The following is a 14,273-nucleotide window of genomic DNA, read 5'->3' as shown; positions in this document are numbered from 1 at the left end:
CACCCCCGAGGGAGACGTCTACCGGGCGGTCCGCGTGGCGCCGGCAGGTGACTCGGTGGAAGGCCAGTGGAGCAGCTCACCCAGCGGGCAGGAGGGCAGGATGATCCAGCCCTCTCGCTCCGCCCGCTCCTGATGCTCGGCGGGTGGAGGATCGTACCGCCCGGTCGCCGCGGCGCGCGCCGCAAGGGCAGCCACGACGGCGTCGAAGGCGTCGGTGGATTCCACCATCAGCTCCGCACGCGCGCCGAGCTCGAACCAGGGAGCTTCCCGGCGCATCCGCTGGACCAGCGACCGACGCACCTCGGGGTCGCTCCGATACCCGCGCATCTCCCACTTCCACACCCTCAGGGTTGCACCGGGGTAGACCTCCACGACGGCGCCGTCGCGTCCCGACCGGTCGACGACGAGTCCGCTGCCAGCGAGTCGTCCCAGCAGGCCGGCGCAGCGCATCGCCGTCAGACCGATCCGGTCGGTGGACACGCTCAGCGGCCACCGTCCGCTCCGCTCGCGCACTTGCCGGTCGGTCTCCCGGTACGCCAGCGTGCGCCTCCATGCCATGCCCCCGTCGGGAGTCTGAGGCTGCGCGAGGTCGGCGTGGGCCGTGACGAAACCGACGAACTCATCGGGCCAGCCGAAGGCGCAGTCGATGCCCAGCCTCGCGACGCCTGCCGCGACCTCCGTGATCTCCGCATCATCGACATCGAGGCTCAGCTGCTCCAGGCGGGCACGGTCCGGAGTCCACTCGATGACGGCGAGGGCCGTTCCCTTGTTCTCCGCCGCAAGATCAACGCCACCGGTCCGCATGGTTCCATCGCTCATGACGACGACGCTACCGAATAGCGCCGATCGGGGAGCAGGCTGGCACCACAGTGCCTGTCACACTCCCTCGCCGCGTCAGTCTGCGGCAGCAGCCGCCTGGGTGATCACGGTGCGGAATCGCTGGATGATGGTGGCCACGGAGGCGACCGCCAACAGCGTCAGCACCACCAGAAGCACTCCTGGATGCAGACCGAGCCCGGTGAACCCGGTGAAGACCAGAGTCAGCACCATGCGTTCGGAGCGTTCAGCGATCCCGACGTCGGCGGTATACCCCAGCGACTCGGCTTTGGCCCGCACATAGGAGACGAGGTTGCCGGTGAGCAGGCAGAGTCCTGCGGCGATGCCCAGCCAGATGTTCTCACCCCCGGTGAAGAACCAGATGAGCAGACCCAGGAACACGGCCCCGTCCTGCACGCGGTCCAGGCAGGAATCCAGGAATCCGCCCAGCACGGAGCCCCGGCCGCTCAATCGAGCCATCAGACCATCGATCAGGTCGGAGAAGACGAAGACCGTGACGAACACCGTGCCCCAGAACAGCTCCCCCATCGGGTAGAAGACCAGCGCACCCAGGCTGACGCCGATGGTGCCGATGACCGTCACCATGTTGGGGGTCATTCCGAGGCCCAGCAGCGCCTTCGCGATGGGGGTGAACAAGCCGCTGAAGAAGGCGCGGGCATGACGGTTCAACATCAGCGGCTCGCGTCCCAGGTCGCGGCCACGAGGTCGCGGGTCTCCCCCAGCGTCTGCGAAAGGTTCTTGGTCTGCGCGATGATCGGCATGAAGTTGGTATCCCCGTTCCAGCGTGGGATCACGTGCTGATGCAGATGAGCCGCGATGCCCGCGCCGCCCACCTTTCCCTGGTTGATGCCCAGGTTGAAGCCCCCGGGGTTCGCAGCCTCGCGGAGGACCACCATGGCACGCTGGGTCAGTGCCGTGAACTCCTGGGCCTCCGCGTCGTCGAGATCCGTGAGATCGGGGACGTGCCGGTAGGGACAGACCAGCAGGTGTCCCGGGTTATAGGGATAGAGGTTCAGCAGCACGAAGCAGCTCTCCCCCCGGTGCACGATCAGCGAGTCTTCATCGCTGCGCCCCGGCCCCTGGCAGAAGGGGCAGTCTGCGGAGCCGCTGACCTGGTCCTGGCCGCGATTCTGGTAGGCCGCTCGGTGTGGGGTCCACAGTCGCTGGAAGGCGTCGGGGACGCCTGCCAGCTCGAACTCGTCTGCAGTCCCCACGTCCGCTCAGGCCTCCTTGGACTCGATGGCGGCGAGGATGCGGGCCACGGCCTCGTCCACCGGCACCTGATTGTCCTGGCTGCCATCGCGGAATCGGAAGGAGACCGCGCCGGCGTCGACGTCGTCGCCCCCGGCGATCAGCACGAAGGGAATCTTGTCCTTCGAGGCGGTGCGGATCTTCTTCGGGAACCGGTCGCTGCTGTCCTCCAGCTCGGCGCGCACTCCGGCGGCCTTGAGCTTGTCCACAACCTCGGCGAGGTAGTCGTTGAAGGGCTCCGCCACCGGCACGGCGCGGACCTGGACCGGCGAGAGCCAGACCGGGAACGCACCCGCGTAGTGTTCGGTGAGCACCCCCAGGAATCGTTCGATGGAACCGAACTTCGCCGCGTGGATCATCACCGGCTCCTGGCGGGAACCGTCGGCCGCCTGGTATTCGAGTCCGAAGCGCGCAGGCTGGTTGAAGTCGTACTGAACCGTCGACATCTGCCAGGTGCGTCCGATCGCGTCGCGGGCCTGTACCGAGATCTTGGGCCCGTAGTAGGCGGCACCGCCCGGATCGGGAACGAGCTCGAGCCCGGTCTCGGTCGCTGCCTCTTCGAGGACTGCCGTGGCCTCGGCCCACTGCTCCGCGCTGCCGATGAACTTCTCCGAGTTCTCATCGCGGGTGGAGAGCTCGAGGTAGAAGTCATCGAGCCCGAAGTCGCGCAGCAGCGAGAGCACGAAGGTCAGCAGATGCCGGACCTCGTCGGGGGCCTGTTCCTTGCTCACATAGGAATGGGAGTCATCCTGGGCGAAGCCGCGGACTCGGGTGAGGCCGTGGATGACGCCGGACTTCTCATAGCGGTAGACGGAGCCGAACTCGAAGAGCCGCATCGGCAGCTCTCGGTAGGACCGTCCGCGGGAACGGAAGATCAGGTTGTGCATGGGGCAGTTCATCGCCTTGAGCCGGTAGTCCTGGCCTTGTTTGGTGATGTTGCCCTCGGCGTCGCGCTCCTCATCCACATGCAGCGGAGGGAACATGGTGTCGGCGTAGTAGGGCAGGTGGCCCGAGGTGTGGAAGAGCCCATCCTTGGAGATGTGCGGGGTGCCGACGTACTGGAAGCCCGCCTCGATGTGGCGGTTCCGGACGTAGTCCTCCATCTCCCGCTTGATGATTCCGCCCTTGGGATGGAACACCGGCAGTCCGGAGCCCAGCTCGTCAGGGAAGCTGAAGAGGTCGAGCTCGGAGCCCAGACGCCGGTGATCGCGACGTTCAGCCTCCGCCAGCCGCTCCTTATAAGCCTTCAGATCGTCCTTGGTCGGCCAGGCGGTGCCGTAGAGCCGCTGCAGCTGGGGGTTGGACTCCTTGCCGCGCCAGTAGGCGGCGGCCGAGCGCATCACGGCGTAGGCGTTGGCGATCAGCTTGGTGTTGGGCAGATGCGGGCCGCGGCACAGGTCGGACCAGACGCGCTCCCCCTGTCGGTCGACGTTGTGGTAGATGGTGATCTCGCCACCGCCGACCTCGACGCTGGCTCCCTCTGCCGCTTCACCCTCGCTGCTGGAGACGCCGAGCAGCTCGAGCTTATAGGGCTCATCCGCCATGGCGGCCTTGGCCTGCTCCTCGGAGACGACCTCGCGTTCGAACAGCTGGCTCTGGTTGATCAGCTTCTGCATGGCCTTCTCGATCTTCTTCAGATCCTCGGGCGTGAAGGGATCCGCGACGTCGAAGTCGAAGTAGAAGCCATCGGTGATGTAGGGGCCGATGCCCAGCTTGGCGGTGGGGAACAGCTCCTGGACGGCCTGCGCCATCACATGCGCGGTGGAGTGGCGCAGCACGTTGAGCCCGTCCTGGCTGCTGATGTCGACAGCCTCGACGACGGCGCCCGCCGGGATCTCCCGGGTCAGGTCCCAGAGCTCGCCGTCGACGCGCATCACCACCGTGGTCTTGTCCGCCGCGAAGAGCGTGGTGCCGGTGGTGCCGTGCTCGATGCTGGTCGTCTCACCGGCTACGGTGATACTGATGGACTCAGCCGGCTGTGCTGCCTGGGACGGGACTTCCGACGCTGCGTTCTCGGACACTGGGGGTGTTCTCCTCACGGATGTTCTACGGACCAGGTGATTCTACGGGAACCCCGGCGCGGCGTCCTGATCCGACTCAGCCCTGCTGGCAGCCGGGACACCAGTACAGCCGACGACCCTGCAGCTCGCGGACCGTGATCTGCGCTCCGCAGCGCAGACAGGCCGAACCCTGGTGCTGGTAGACCCAGTGCCGGCGGTCGCCCTCGGCGCGCAGCGTCCGGATCAGACCCTCCCGGACCCCGGTGCGCAGCTGCTCGGTGAGCCGGTCCCACAGGGCCTCGCCCCGGACCCGGCTGAGTGCATTGCTGGGCGTGGCCGGGTCGATGCCCTCCAGGAAGAGCGATTCGGCACGGAAGATGTTCCCCACCCCCGCGATGACTGCCTGATCCATCAGGGCCGCGCCGATGCTGATCCGGCGACGTGAGAGGTTGTGCAGGAAGCGCTCAGATCCTGAGCCTTCGGAGCCAGTGTCTTCGGCATCAGAATCTTCGGCATCAGAGTCATCAGAGCCGGGGCCTTTTGAACCGGGTGTCGGATCCGACGCCTTCGGCAGATGCCGCAGCGGGTCTGGGCCGAGCCGCGCGATCACGGTGTGGTACTCGCTCGGTTCCAGCACCGCGCAGGTCGTGGGCCCGCGGAGATCCGCCCATCCCGATCTGGACTGGACCCGTGCCCGCACCGCTCCGCGCGGCAGCTCCGGGATCAGCCAGCCAGCTTCGTCATAGGCGGGCGTCAGCTCCTCGACCCACGCGCGGGGTGCACCGATGGAGGGCGGAGCGGAGAACTCGCTGTCGCCACGGAAGCTGAAGGCGCCGTAGAGACCCAGATGGACATGCCAGATCTCGGTCTCCAGGTGGACGAAGAGGTGTTTGCCCCAGGCTTCAGCGCGCTGCGGGACGCCTCCGTCGAGGCGCCTCGCCCCTGCGGAGAATCGGCCCTGCGGGGAGCTGACCTGCCAGTCTCGGCCCACGAAGACCTCGTTGAACTGGGCAGCGAGCCGGTGGAGCGTGTGGCCTTCAGGCATGGATCAGTCGAGGATCTCGCGGGTCAGCTCATAGTGGGCGATCTTCGAGATCCGTCGTGCATGGCGCTCGTCGCCGCTGAATCCGGTCTTCAGGAAGGCCTCGACGATGCTGGTCGCCTCCTCGAGGCTGTGCTGGCGACCGCCCAGCGCCACCACATTGGCGTCGTTGTGTTCACGGGCCAGGACTGCGGTGTCAAGGTTCCACGCCAGGGCTGCGCGTGTCCCGGAGACCTTGTTGGCGGCGATCTGCTCGCCGTTGCCCGAGCCGCCCAGCACGATGCCCAGCGCGTTCTTGCCAGCAGCTCGAGCCGCGACCACTGCTTGAGCCGCGCGGATGCAGAACGCCGGGTAGTCATCCGCGGCGTCATACTCCTGCGGACCATGATCGATGAGCTGGTAGCCGAGTCCACGCAGGTGGCTGACCAGGTGGGCAGAGAGCTCCATGCCGGCGTGGTCAGTGGCGATGTGGACTTCCATGATGTCTTCCATGTGGTCTCCGGGATCTTTCGGGAGCAGTGCGCGGGACGGTGGGCCGGGACAATCCTACGTTCTCGAGGAGGGAACATGGCCGCAGCGAGTATCGTTGCACCCTGCACAGCGTCAAGGACGAACTGCGTCCAGGAGGAACATGTCTGACGAAGATCCACAGCCCCCTCGCGAGCTCCCGAAGTTCTCGAACCGCCTCGGCGCGCCGATCGCCACCGTGAAACCGGTGGGTCGTCCTCCGTCGCAGGTCTCCGGCCTGCCCTCGGCCCAGCCCAGTCTCAGCCAGCCCGGACAAGTGCAGCCCGGCCAGGCACAGGGATCTGCGGAGCAGTCAGGGGCTGAGCAGCAGAGCTTCTACGAGGCCGTCGGCGGACGGGAGACCTTCCAGACGATCGTCGATGTCTTCTACGCCCACGTCGCCGAGGACGATGACTTCAAAGCCATGTACCCAGAGGAGGATCTGGCTCCGGCCAAAGAGCGGCTGCTCACCTTCCTCGAGCAGTACTGGGGCGGCCCGCGGACCTACCAGGAACAGCGCGGCCACCCCCGGCTGCGCATGCGTCACATGCCTTTCACCGTGGACGCCGAGGCGCGGGACAAGTGGCTGCGCTTCATGCGCGCAGGGGTCGACGCCGCAGAGCTCTCCCCGCTGCACGACCAGATCCTCTGGGACTACCTCGAGCGCGCCGCCCATTCGATGGTCAACAGCTGACGGCCCTGACCCTCACGATCGCACGGACCCAGCCTGTGCCGAGGTCAGTCCAGGGGTGCGGAGTCACTGCTCGCGCGCTCACTGCTCCCTGGTGCTGCGGCACAGGATGAAGCCACCCTGAGAGCTCAGCCGGATCCAGCGCCCGCGGCGGTGCACCGTGGTTGCACCGCCTGCGGCGTCGCCCGCGAGGAAGTTCAACGCATGGGCCCCGAACGCTGCACCAGCCGGAATGTGCTGAGCCGCCGAATCCGCCTGAACCTCCAGCGTCCTTCCCCAGACGCGTTCACGGACCTGTTCGACGACGGCGGCACCCGCCGAAGTGGGCACTGCCTCGGCAATCTCTGCGATCCCGGCCTCTGCCTGGCGCCTGAGCTCGTCGTCGTCCAGGCTCCCGAGCGGCTCCCAGCCGGAGCGCGGCGGGGTCACTGCGGCCCAGGGCACGGTCAGCCGGCTCGGCGGCAGTGCCAGGGTGGTCTCTGCAGGGTTCATCCGCGCGATCCGTTCGCTGATCGAGCTGAGTTCTGCGGTGACATCGGTCTGCGATGCCTCCGCCAGCGCAAGGGTGCGCAGCCCCAGCACCGCCGGCAGCTGACCCGTGAGCGAGCTGGGCGTCATCACCGGGACCCAGGCCGCCAGCACCTGGCCTACGGACTGGAGCCGGATGCCCTGTTCCTGGATGCGGCGGGCGCGCTTGATGTAGGTGGAGAGATCCTGCAGGGAGACGGCCTCTGCGAATCTCAGCGATTCAGTCATGGTCCTCATTGTTCCAGAGCCGAGCGCACCTCACCGACGAGGATCTCCATCTGCCGGCGTGCGGCCTCGGGATCCTGGTCGGCGATGGCCCGGGCGACGCCGTCATGGGCGTCGAGCGCCTCTGGCATGGGGCGAGTCGGCATGAGGCCGTGCTGTGTGCGTCCGGTGAGCACCTCGGCCACCACCTCGGCCAGGGCCGCGAACATCGAGTTCGCCCCGGCTTCGAGCAGGAGCCGGTGGAAGGCCACATCCGCCAGCATGAACTCTTCGACCTGCTCGGCCTCACCGAGGCGCCGCATGCTCGCGGCGAGGTCCAAGAGTCGGCGTGCCTGGTCCTCCGTGCGCCGCAGGGCCGCCATCGCCACCGCTTCGGTCTCCACGGCGATGCGCAGCTGGGTCAGCTCGATGAACGCAGTGCGGGCATGGCGGGAGGCCAGGCGCCAGGCGATCACCGCCGGAGCGAAGACGCTCCAGTGTTCGGGTCCGGTGACGACAAGCCCGACCCGGCGCTTGGAGTAGAGCAGACCGTGGGACTCGAGCACCTTCACGCTGTCTCGCGCGACCGTGCGGGAGACCCCGAAGCGCAGCTGCAGCGACTCGAGCGTGAGCACCGTGCCGGGGCTCAGCGCACCGTCCACGATCTCGCGGCCGAGGGTCTCGGATATCGCGTCGCGGCCTACGCGGGCGACGGCGGAACTCTTCGGCACAGGACTGCTTTCTGATCGGTCGATGGTGCAAACATGACACCTTTAGCGATAAAGGTGCTATCTTAGCTGGCACGTGGTCCCCGTCACAGGGGCCTCAGCACATGTCCTCAGCACAAAGGAATTCGATGACGAATCCCCCCACCAACCCTAGCCCGAGCAGAGCGGCTCCTCCTTGTCACCTCGTCGTGATGGGGGTCTCCGGCTCCGGCAAATCGACGCTCGCCGCGGCACTGGCAGAAGAGCTCCAGCTGCCGATGGCCGAAGCCGACGAGTTCCATCCCGAGGCGAACATCGCCAAGATGGCGGCCCAGACTCCGCTCACCGATGAAGACCGGTGGCCCTGGCTCCGTGCGCTGCGGGACTGGATGTCAGAGCAGGCGCAGACCGGAAGCGTCATCACCTGCTCGGCGCTGCGCCGAAGCTACCGTGATCTGCTGGACACCGCCGAGGGCCGGGTGATCTTCCTGCATGTGGATGTCGACGTCCCGCGACTGAGCACCAGACTTGCCCACCGCAGCGGACACTTCATGCCGCCTGAGCTGCTCGAATCTCAGCTGCAGACCTTGGAGCCCCTGGACCCGGAAGAGGACGGAGTCCGGCTGCCCAACGACACCACCATCGAGGACCTCCTCTCCGCCGCGCGGGGCTGGCTCAGCTCCACGCGGGACGCGGCTGCCTCCGCAGACGCGGCCCCCTTCACAGACCACAGCACTGATTGGAAGAACTCATGACCCTCGAAGGCTGGGAACAGACCCTCGGCACCGGACCGCTGCTCGGCATCGCCGCAGCCTCCATCGCGGTGCTTCTGCTGCTCATCATCCGGTTCAAGGTCCACGCCTTCGTGGCCCTCATCCTCGTCTCGCTGCTGACCGCTGCCGCGGCGGGCATCCCCACGGCCCAGATCGTGCCGGTGCTGACCTCAGGGTTCGGCTCCACGCTGGCTTCAGTCGCGCTCCTGGTGGGTCTCGGCGCCATGCTCGGACGCATCGTGGAGGTCTCCGGCGGCGCCAAGGTCCTCGCGGACGCCCTGGTCACCCGATTCGGCGAGAAGCGAGCACCGCTCGCCCTGGGCGTCGCGTCGCTGCTCTTCGGCTTCCCGATCTTCTTCGACGCGGGCCTGGTGGTCATGCTGCCCGTGGTCTTCGCCGTGGGCCGTCGACTGGGCGGCTCGGTGCTGATCTACGGACTCCCCGTGGCCGGTGCGTTCTCGGTCATGCATGTCTTCGTCCCGCCGCACCCCGGCCCCGTGGCCGCCAGCGAGTTCTTCGAGGCCAATGTCGGCATCCTGCTGCTGGTCGCTCTGCCGATCGCGGTCCTCACCTGGTACGTCACCAGCTATCTCTTCGGGATGTGGGCCGGTCGCCGGTTCGAGCTGCCCATCCCGATGCTGCTGGGCCAGGCCGATGAAGAGGCGGAGAAGAACCCGCCCAGGTTCTCCACGGTGGTGCTGATCCTGCTGCTGCCGATGCTGCTGATCTTCCTGAACACCGGCCTGGACACGCTCTCCACGGCGGGGGTCGTCTCTGCCGATCAGACCGAATCGGCCTGGTATGGCCTACTCACCACGCTGGGCGCGACTCCGGTGGCGCTGATCATCACGCTGCTCGTGGCCGTCGCGGCTGTCGGCACCCGGGGTGGACGCGGCATGAGCGGCGCCCAGGACGTCATGGACAAGGCGCTGGCTCCGGTCTGCGCGGTCATCTTGATCACCGGCGCGGGCGGCATGTTCGGCGGTGTGCTGCGTGAATCGGGCATCGGCGAGGCCCTCTCAGACTCCCTATCTGGGATGGGCATCCCGCTGATCGTCGCGGGCTTCGTGATCGCCGGCGTGCTGCGCATCGCTCAGGGTTCGGCCACCGTGGCGCTGACCACGGCCGCAGGACTGCTGGCCACCGGCGTGGCCGCCGCGGACTTCAACGAGCTGCAGCTCGCGGCGATGGTCATCTCGGTGGCAGGCGGCTCAGTGATCGCCTCCCACGTCAACGACTCCGGCTTCTGGCTCATCTCCCGCTTCTTCGACATGGATGTGAAGACCACGCTGAAGACCTGGACCGTGCTCGAGACGCTCATCGGTGTGATGGCCTTCCTGCTGGCCTGGGCGCTCTTCGGGGTCGCTTCGCTGGTCTGATCGCGTCCAGGTGATCTGGCCGGGACAGCCCCGGCCTCGGCTCACCGAGCGTCGCGCTGACACCCTCACGGCCCGCCCCCGGGTCTGGCCCGACCAGGTCAGACCCGGGGGCGGGCCGTTAGAGTAGGAGCAATGACCCTGTCCCGGCCTGGAAGGACATCGCATGCCCGATGATCACCGGTACCGCGTGCCGAGCGCCGCTGACTCCGTGCAGCAGCTCGTCGACATGCTGCAGCTGCAGCACCTGGATCCGGACGACGCCGCGGGGGCCGGTCCCAGCGCCGAGGACCACTTCCTGGGCCCGGTGTTCCAACAGGCCTACTGGCGCGTCTTCGGCGGACAGGTCCTCGCGCAGGCGGCGACTGCGGCGATGCAGACCGTCGAGCCCGAACGGCTGATCCATTCGGTGCACGGGTATTTCCTGCGCCCGGGAGACGCCACCAAGCCGATCCAGGTTTCGGTCGAGCGACTGCGCGACGGCGGCTCCTTCTCCGCCCGCCGGAGCCAGGCCTATCAGGACGGCACCCCCATCCTGTCCATGATCGCCTCTTTCCAGCGCCCCTCCCCCGGGGTCGCGCACCAGCGTCGGATGCCGCAGGGCGTGCCGGACCCCGAGGACCTCGCAGAGCCGCAGGAGCTCGTCGGTCACGTGAAGCACCCGATCGTCCACGAGTGGGCGCATGGTCGGCCCTTCGACATCCGGCACGTGGACCGGCCGATCTACCTGGAGGCAGACCAGGACCCACATGCCACCAGCGCAGTGTGGCTTCGGACCAAGGCTCCGCTGCCCGATGATCCCAATATCCACCGGGCCGCGATCCTCTACGCCTCGGACTACACGCTGCTGGAGCCGATCCTGCGTCGGCACGGGCTCTATTGGGCCAAACCGGAGATGAAGGTCGCGTCGCTGGACCACGCGATGTGGTGGCACCGCGACGCGCGTGCCGACGAGTGGCTGCTCTATGTCCAGCAGAGCCCGAGTGCCCAGAACGCGCGCGGGCTGGCCCAGGGGTCCATCTATAGCCGCGACGGAGCTCTTGTGGCAACGGTGGCCCAAGAGGGCATGGTCCGTCCACCGGAAGGTCTCCGACCGAAGCTCTCCGAGAAGATGCAGCAGACCCTGGTCCATAGCTCCCGAGCCACCCGTGAAGTCAACAAGAAGTACTCACAGACCTGGTCCTCGCGCTACCTGGACAGCTGACTCAGCTGCTGCCCACCAGGGCCACGCTGCGATAGGCCTTGAGGGTGGCGTCAGCGGTCGCCTCCCAGGAGTATGACTCAGCACTCGCGGCCGCCGCCGCGCTGTACCGGGCCCAGGCACCGCGGTGGCGCACCAGCCAGCGCAGATGTCCCGCCCATTCGGCGGGATCCAGGCTGGGAATGAGTCTGCCGCTGCGACGATGCCGCACCAGCGACGAGAGTCCGCCGACATCGTGCGCGAGCACCGGAGTGCCGCAGGCCATGGCCTCCAGCGCCACCAGCCCGAAGGACTCGCTGTAGGAGGGCATCAGCACGGCATCGCTGCGCCGGAAGAGCTCGGCAAGCTCCTGATGCGGCAGCGGCGGCACCGCCCGCACCGAGTCCGCCACACCCGCGGCGGCGGCCAGGGCGTGCAGATCAAACAGGTCCTTGCCGCTCTGACTGCCGGCGACGACGAGCTCCACCGGAATCTCCGGCAGCATGCGGCGGAGCTCCCCCAGTGCCTCGACGGCGACCTGGGGCCCCTTATGAGGCTGCAGCCTGCCAGCGAAGGCCAGCCGCAGCGGCCTTCCCTCGAGCGGACCGCCGCGCGGATCCTCGCCGCGCGGAGGGTGGAACACACCGAGATCGACGCCGGGCCTGACCAGGGCGATGCGGGCACCGTCGAGCTCGAAGAGCCGCCTGAGGTCAGCGATTTCGCGGTCGGTGTTTGCCGTGACGAGGTCGGCCACCTGCGCGATGGTGGCTTCAGCAAGCCGACGCCGAGGATTCTCCGCCGTGTTGGGGTCGCGTTCGCGCTTGACAGCGGCGATCGTGTGCATGGTGTGCACCAGGGGCGCTCCCAGCGCCTGGGCGATCTTGATCCCGGCGAGGCCAGAGATCCAGTAGTGCGAGTGGACCGCGCTGACCTGGGCAGGACTCGCCGACTCCAGGCTGCGCAGCGCTCGGTCGGCGAGTGCGTCGACCTGCCCGACCAGCAGAGATTTCTCGGACCGTGCCTGAGAACCGACCGCGAGGGTATGGACGCGCCGCCCGTCCGACAGCACCTTGAGCCGGTCGGCATGCAGCGGCTGCTCGGCATCGGCGTCCGTGGTGACGATGTCCACGGCGACGCCTGTCTGCGCGAGGGCTCGGCTGAGCTCGTTGACGTAGACGTTCAGGCCCCCCGCATCACGGCTGCCCGCCTGAGCCAGCGGGGAGGTGTGCAGACTGATCATCACCACACGCATCGACTGATGACCGGTCGGCGGGGCTCCGCTGAGCGCCGAGGGGACGCAGTCGGTGGACATGTGGCTCTCCGTGACGCCGCGCGAAGTCTCGACGCGGCTGAGGGTGTGATGGTTCGGTGCTAATGCTACAGCGCGGTCACGGCCGGAGGTATTCCGCGCACTCCTGGGCAGCTGGGTCACCCGGGAGCTCTCGACTCAGCACCCAGAGCCCCTCATCGTCTTCGATGACCGTCGAGAAGCCGAGTCTCTCGGCGCGCGCGAAGGCCTCGGCGGGCGTGAGCGGATCAGACCCGCCCAGCTCCTCGACCTGATCATCGATGATGATCCAGGTCAGATTCGCCTCGTCGGTCGTGCCGTTGAGCCCCACCGAGGTGCGGTCCACCAGGTGTGGGACCGCGGTGTCCGCCGCCTCCACGCAGACACCGTCCGGAATCGCCTCCACGGCGCGCTGATGCGCCTGCGCACGCTCATCGATGCTCCAGTTCTCCGCCGTGACGGTTCGCTGGAGCGGAAAGACTCCGGGGAACGCCAGAGTGCCCACGAGACCGACCGCAATGACCGCCCCCGGAAGCACCACTGCCAGCAGCTTCAGTCGCGGCCAGTGCCGGACCAGCCGCCGCGCGACGTCGAACGCCGCGAGCAGAAAGATCGGCGCCAGGATCGCATCGTACTGATAGATGACCTCCCAGACGTTCTGCCGATCGTTGAACAGCCGCGAGAGCAGGATCGGAGCACCGAGGATGACATAGGGAGAAGCCAGCGGCAGCAGAAGCAGGGGAAGGAAGTGCAGCGCCCACAGACCGAGCTTCACCGGATGATCGAAGAGCAGACCCACGGCGTTCCATGGCTGGGTCAGCAGAAACGCCACTGCCGCGCCCGCGCTGGGACCCAGGGCAGTGAACTCCCAGTAGCCGAACTCCCCGGCGGCCGAGAAGTGCGGGATCACCACCTCGACCGCGACCCAGTATCCGGCGAGACCCAGCACGGCCGTGGTCGCCGCAGGCGCCCAGGCCCGCTTCAACGCCAGCACCATGGCCAAGGCGATCAGGGTGACCCCCATGTCCTCGCGGACCAGCAGCAGCAGCGAGCCCAGCCCCGATGCAAGCCACATCCTGCGACGCTCGATGGCCCAGATGACCCAGCCGATGATCGGCACGCCGAAGGCGATCTCATGGAAGTCCCAGTTCACCAGCGCCTGAAAGGGCCAGAAGAGGAGCAGCGCGACGGCGGCGAGCAGCGCTGGAACGTGGCTGAACCACCCTCGTACGACGAGGTAGACCGGCAGAGCCGTGGAGACCAGCAGCGCGATCATCGCGATGTTGAGCATCCGCGGGTCGTCCCAGATCCAGTACAGGGGCGCGAGCAGGGCGATGATCGGGTGGAAATGGTCTCCCAGCAGATGAAAGTCCTCGCCCTTGATCGGCACGATCGGTGCCTTGAACATCGCGTACTGGCGGACGGCCTGATCGAAGATGCCGAGGTCATAGCCCTTGGCCTCGAAGTTGCGGAATCGCAGCGCGGAATGTGCCAGGTACAGCAGAGCGGCCGCCGTCATGACGGCGGCCAGCTGGAGTCTATGCGGTCTGGACAAGTGCCCCGGGGGGGATTCGAACCCCCGACCAGCGGATTAGAAGGCCGCTGCTCTATCCCCTGAGCTACCGAGGCGTGGACACGCGGAGAACAGCCTTGCCGCGCAGGTCCAGGCAGAGAGTCTACCTGCTCTCCCCCACCGGGGTTCTCCCACACACGGTGGTCTTCCCCAGGCGAGGTCCGGCGATCTCGAGCCGGAAGTCTCTCCACAGGCCGCAGCGATCGGTAGCGGTCCCCCGCATGTCTGCCCAGACTGGAGGCACCCCCACATCGCGGAACCACGGCGCTCGAGGTGGGCGGGGAGCGCGGCTCCTACCCTGGCTGCCGTGAAGAGA

Annotated in this window: 14 protein-coding genes and 1 tRNA gene; 4 read left to right on the top strand and 11 right to left on the bottom strand. The window is 67.5% G+C overall.

Annotation, left to right across the window (positions count from 1 at the left end):
* Window positions 1-18: 18 nt before the first annotated feature.
* The 6 genes from H4W26_RS01410 to H4W26_RS01385 all read right to left on the bottom strand — a co-directional run bounded on the left by H4W26_RS01410 (window position 19) and on the right by H4W26_RS01385 (window position 5,610).
* The gene (locus tag H4W26_RS01410) at window positions 19-819 is read right to left on the bottom strand and encodes a DUF429 domain-containing protein (RefSeq protein WP_225939553.1); all 801 of its coding nucleotides are present in this window, start codon (window positions 817-819) and stop codon (window positions 19-21) included.
* A 75-nt stretch (window positions 820-894) separates the two neighbouring features.
* Window positions 895-1,509 carry a phosphatidylinositol phosphate synthase gene (pgsA, locus tag H4W26_RS01405; RefSeq protein WP_192590400.1) on the bottom strand — a complete coding sequence of 205 codons (615 nt, stop codon included), beginning with the start codon at window positions 1,507-1,509 and terminating at the stop codon, window positions 895-897.
* Window positions 1,509-2,051 carry an HIT family protein gene (locus H4W26_RS01400; RefSeq protein WP_192590399.1) on the bottom strand — a complete coding sequence of 181 codons (543 nt, stop codon included), beginning with the start codon at window positions 2,049-2,051 and terminating at the stop codon, window positions 1,509-1,511. Before H4W26_RS01400 ends, pgsA begins: the two co-directional genes overlap by 1 nt.
* Window positions 2,052-2,057: 6 nt before the next feature.
* Window positions 2,058-4,109 (bottom strand): threonine--tRNA ligase, encoded by a 2,052-nt coding sequence (gene thrS / locus H4W26_RS01395; protein ID WP_192590398.1) that lies wholly within the window; start codon window positions 4,107-4,109, stop codon window positions 2,058-2,060.
* Between the two features lie 76 nt (window positions 4,110-4,185).
* On the bottom strand, window positions 4,186-5,133 hold the full coding sequence (locus tag H4W26_RS01390) for an Fpg/Nei family DNA glycosylase (RefSeq protein WP_192590397.1): 948 nt from the start codon (window positions 5,131-5,133) through the stop codon (window positions 4,186-4,188).
* A 3-nt stretch (window positions 5,134-5,136) separates the two neighbouring features.
* Window positions 5,137-5,610, bottom strand: a complete 474-nt coding sequence (locus tag H4W26_RS01385; RefSeq protein ID WP_192591949.1) for a ribose-5-phosphate isomerase — start codon at window positions 5,608-5,610, stop codon at window positions 5,137-5,139.
* Window positions 5,611-5,914: 304 nt separating this feature from the next.
* Between H4W26_RS01385 and H4W26_RS01380 the strand changes: the two genes are divergently transcribed.
* Window positions 5,915-6,331 (top strand): globin, encoded by a 417-nt coding sequence (locus tag H4W26_RS01380; RefSeq protein ID WP_318779834.1) that lies wholly within the window; start codon window positions 5,915-5,917, stop codon window positions 6,329-6,331.
* A gap of 78 nt (window positions 6,332-6,409) precedes the next feature.
* Here the strand turns inward: H4W26_RS01380 and H4W26_RS01375 are convergent, their stop codons facing one another.
* Both H4W26_RS01375 and H4W26_RS13935 read right to left on the bottom strand, forming a co-directional pair.
* The gene (locus tag H4W26_RS01375) at window positions 6,410-7,084 is read right to left on the bottom strand and encodes a hypothetical protein (RefSeq protein WP_225939552.1); all 675 of its coding nucleotides are present in this window, start codon (window positions 7,082-7,084) and stop codon (window positions 6,410-6,412) included.
* A 5-nt stretch (window positions 7,085-7,089) separates the two neighbouring features.
* A complete protein-coding gene (locus H4W26_RS13935) occupies window positions 7,090-7,791 on the bottom strand; it encodes a FadR/GntR family transcriptional regulator (protein WP_192590394.1) in 702 nt (233 codons plus the stop codon).
* Between the two features lie 125 nt (window positions 7,792-7,916).
* Here H4W26_RS13935 and H4W26_RS01365 point away from each other — a divergent pair, with 125 nt between their 5' ends.
* The 3 genes from H4W26_RS01365 to H4W26_RS01355 all read left to right on the top strand — a co-directional run bounded on the left by H4W26_RS01365 (window position 7,917) and on the right by H4W26_RS01355 (window position 11,120).
* Window positions 7,917-8,522, top strand: a complete 606-nt coding sequence (locus H4W26_RS01365; RefSeq protein ID WP_192590393.1) for a gluconokinase — start codon at window positions 7,917-7,919, stop codon at window positions 8,520-8,522.
* Complete coding sequence (locus H4W26_RS01360; RefSeq protein ID WP_192590392.1) at window positions 8,519-9,919, top strand: GntP family permease; 1,401 nt, start codon at window positions 8,519-8,521, stop codon at window positions 9,917-9,919. The genes H4W26_RS01365 and H4W26_RS01360 overlap by 4 nt, the downstream gene beginning before the upstream one ends.
* A 163-nt stretch (window positions 9,920-10,082) precedes the next feature.
* The gene (locus tag H4W26_RS01355) at window positions 10,083-11,120 is read left to right on the top strand and encodes an acyl-CoA thioesterase (protein WP_192590391.1); all 1,038 of its coding nucleotides are present in this window, start codon (window positions 10,083-10,085) and stop codon (window positions 11,118-11,120) included.
* A 1-nt stretch (window position 11,121) separates the two neighbouring features.
* Here the strand turns inward: H4W26_RS01355 and H4W26_RS01350 are convergent, their stop codons facing one another.
* From H4W26_RS01350 to H4W26_RS01340, 3 genes are all read right to left on the bottom strand, one after another.
* Window positions 11,122-12,408, bottom strand: coding sequence for a glycosyltransferase (locus H4W26_RS01350; RefSeq protein WP_192590390.1), 1,287 nt, complete (start codon window positions 12,406-12,408; stop codon window positions 11,122-11,124).
* A gap of 76 nt (window positions 12,409-12,484) precedes the next feature.
* Window positions 12,485-13,939, bottom strand: coding sequence for a DUF2079 domain-containing protein (locus H4W26_RS01345; protein WP_225939551.1), 1,455 nt, complete (start codon window positions 13,937-13,939; stop codon window positions 12,485-12,487).
* 1 nt (window position 13,940) lies between these two features.
* Window positions 13,941-14,013: transfer RNA gene (locus tag H4W26_RS01340), tRNA-Arg, on the bottom strand.
* Window positions 14,014-14,273 lie beyond the last annotated feature (260 nt).

The sequence above is a fragment of the Nesterenkonia halotolerans genome (assembly GCF_014874065.1).
Classification (GTDB): Bacteria; Actinomycetota; Actinomycetes; order Actinomycetales; family Micrococcaceae; genus Nesterenkonia; species Nesterenkonia halotolerans.
This window is presented reverse-complemented; position numbering and strand designations above follow the sequence as displayed.

Coding starts and splice junctions, on each gene's coding strand:
- H4W26_RS01375 (WP_225939552.1), bottom strand. CDS start 7,084: ATGACTGAATCGCTGAGATTCGCAGAGGCCGTCTCCCTGCAGGATCTC.
- H4W26_RS01410 (WP_225939553.1), bottom strand. CDS start 819: ATGAGCGATGGAACCATGCGGACCGGTGGCGTTGATCTTGCGGCGGAG.
- H4W26_RS01385 (WP_192591949.1), bottom strand. CDS start 5,610: ATGGAAGTCCACATCGCCACTGACCACGCCGGCATGGAGCTCTCTGCC.
- pgsA (WP_192590400.1), bottom strand. CDS start 1,509: ATGTTGAACCGTCATGCCCGCGCCTTCTTCAGCGGCTTGTTCACCCCC.
- H4W26_RS01365 (WP_192590393.1), top strand. CDS start 7,917: ATGACGAATCCCCCCACCAACCCTAGCCCGAGCAGAGCGGCTCCTCCT.
- H4W26_RS01390 (WP_192590397.1), bottom strand. CDS start 5,133: ATGCCTGAAGGCCACACGCTCCACCGGCTCGCTGCCCAGTTCAACGAG.
- H4W26_RS01355 (WP_192590391.1), top strand. CDS start 10,083: ATGCCCGATGATCACCGGTACCGCGTGCCGAGCGCCGCTGACTCCGTG.
- H4W26_RS01350 (WP_192590390.1), bottom strand. CDS start 12,408: ATGTCCACCGACTGCGTCCCCTCGGCGCTCAGCGGAGCCCCGCCGACC.
- H4W26_RS01360 (WP_192590392.1), top strand. CDS start 8,519: ATGACCCTCGAAGGCTGGGAACAGACCCTCGGCACCGGACCGCTGCTC.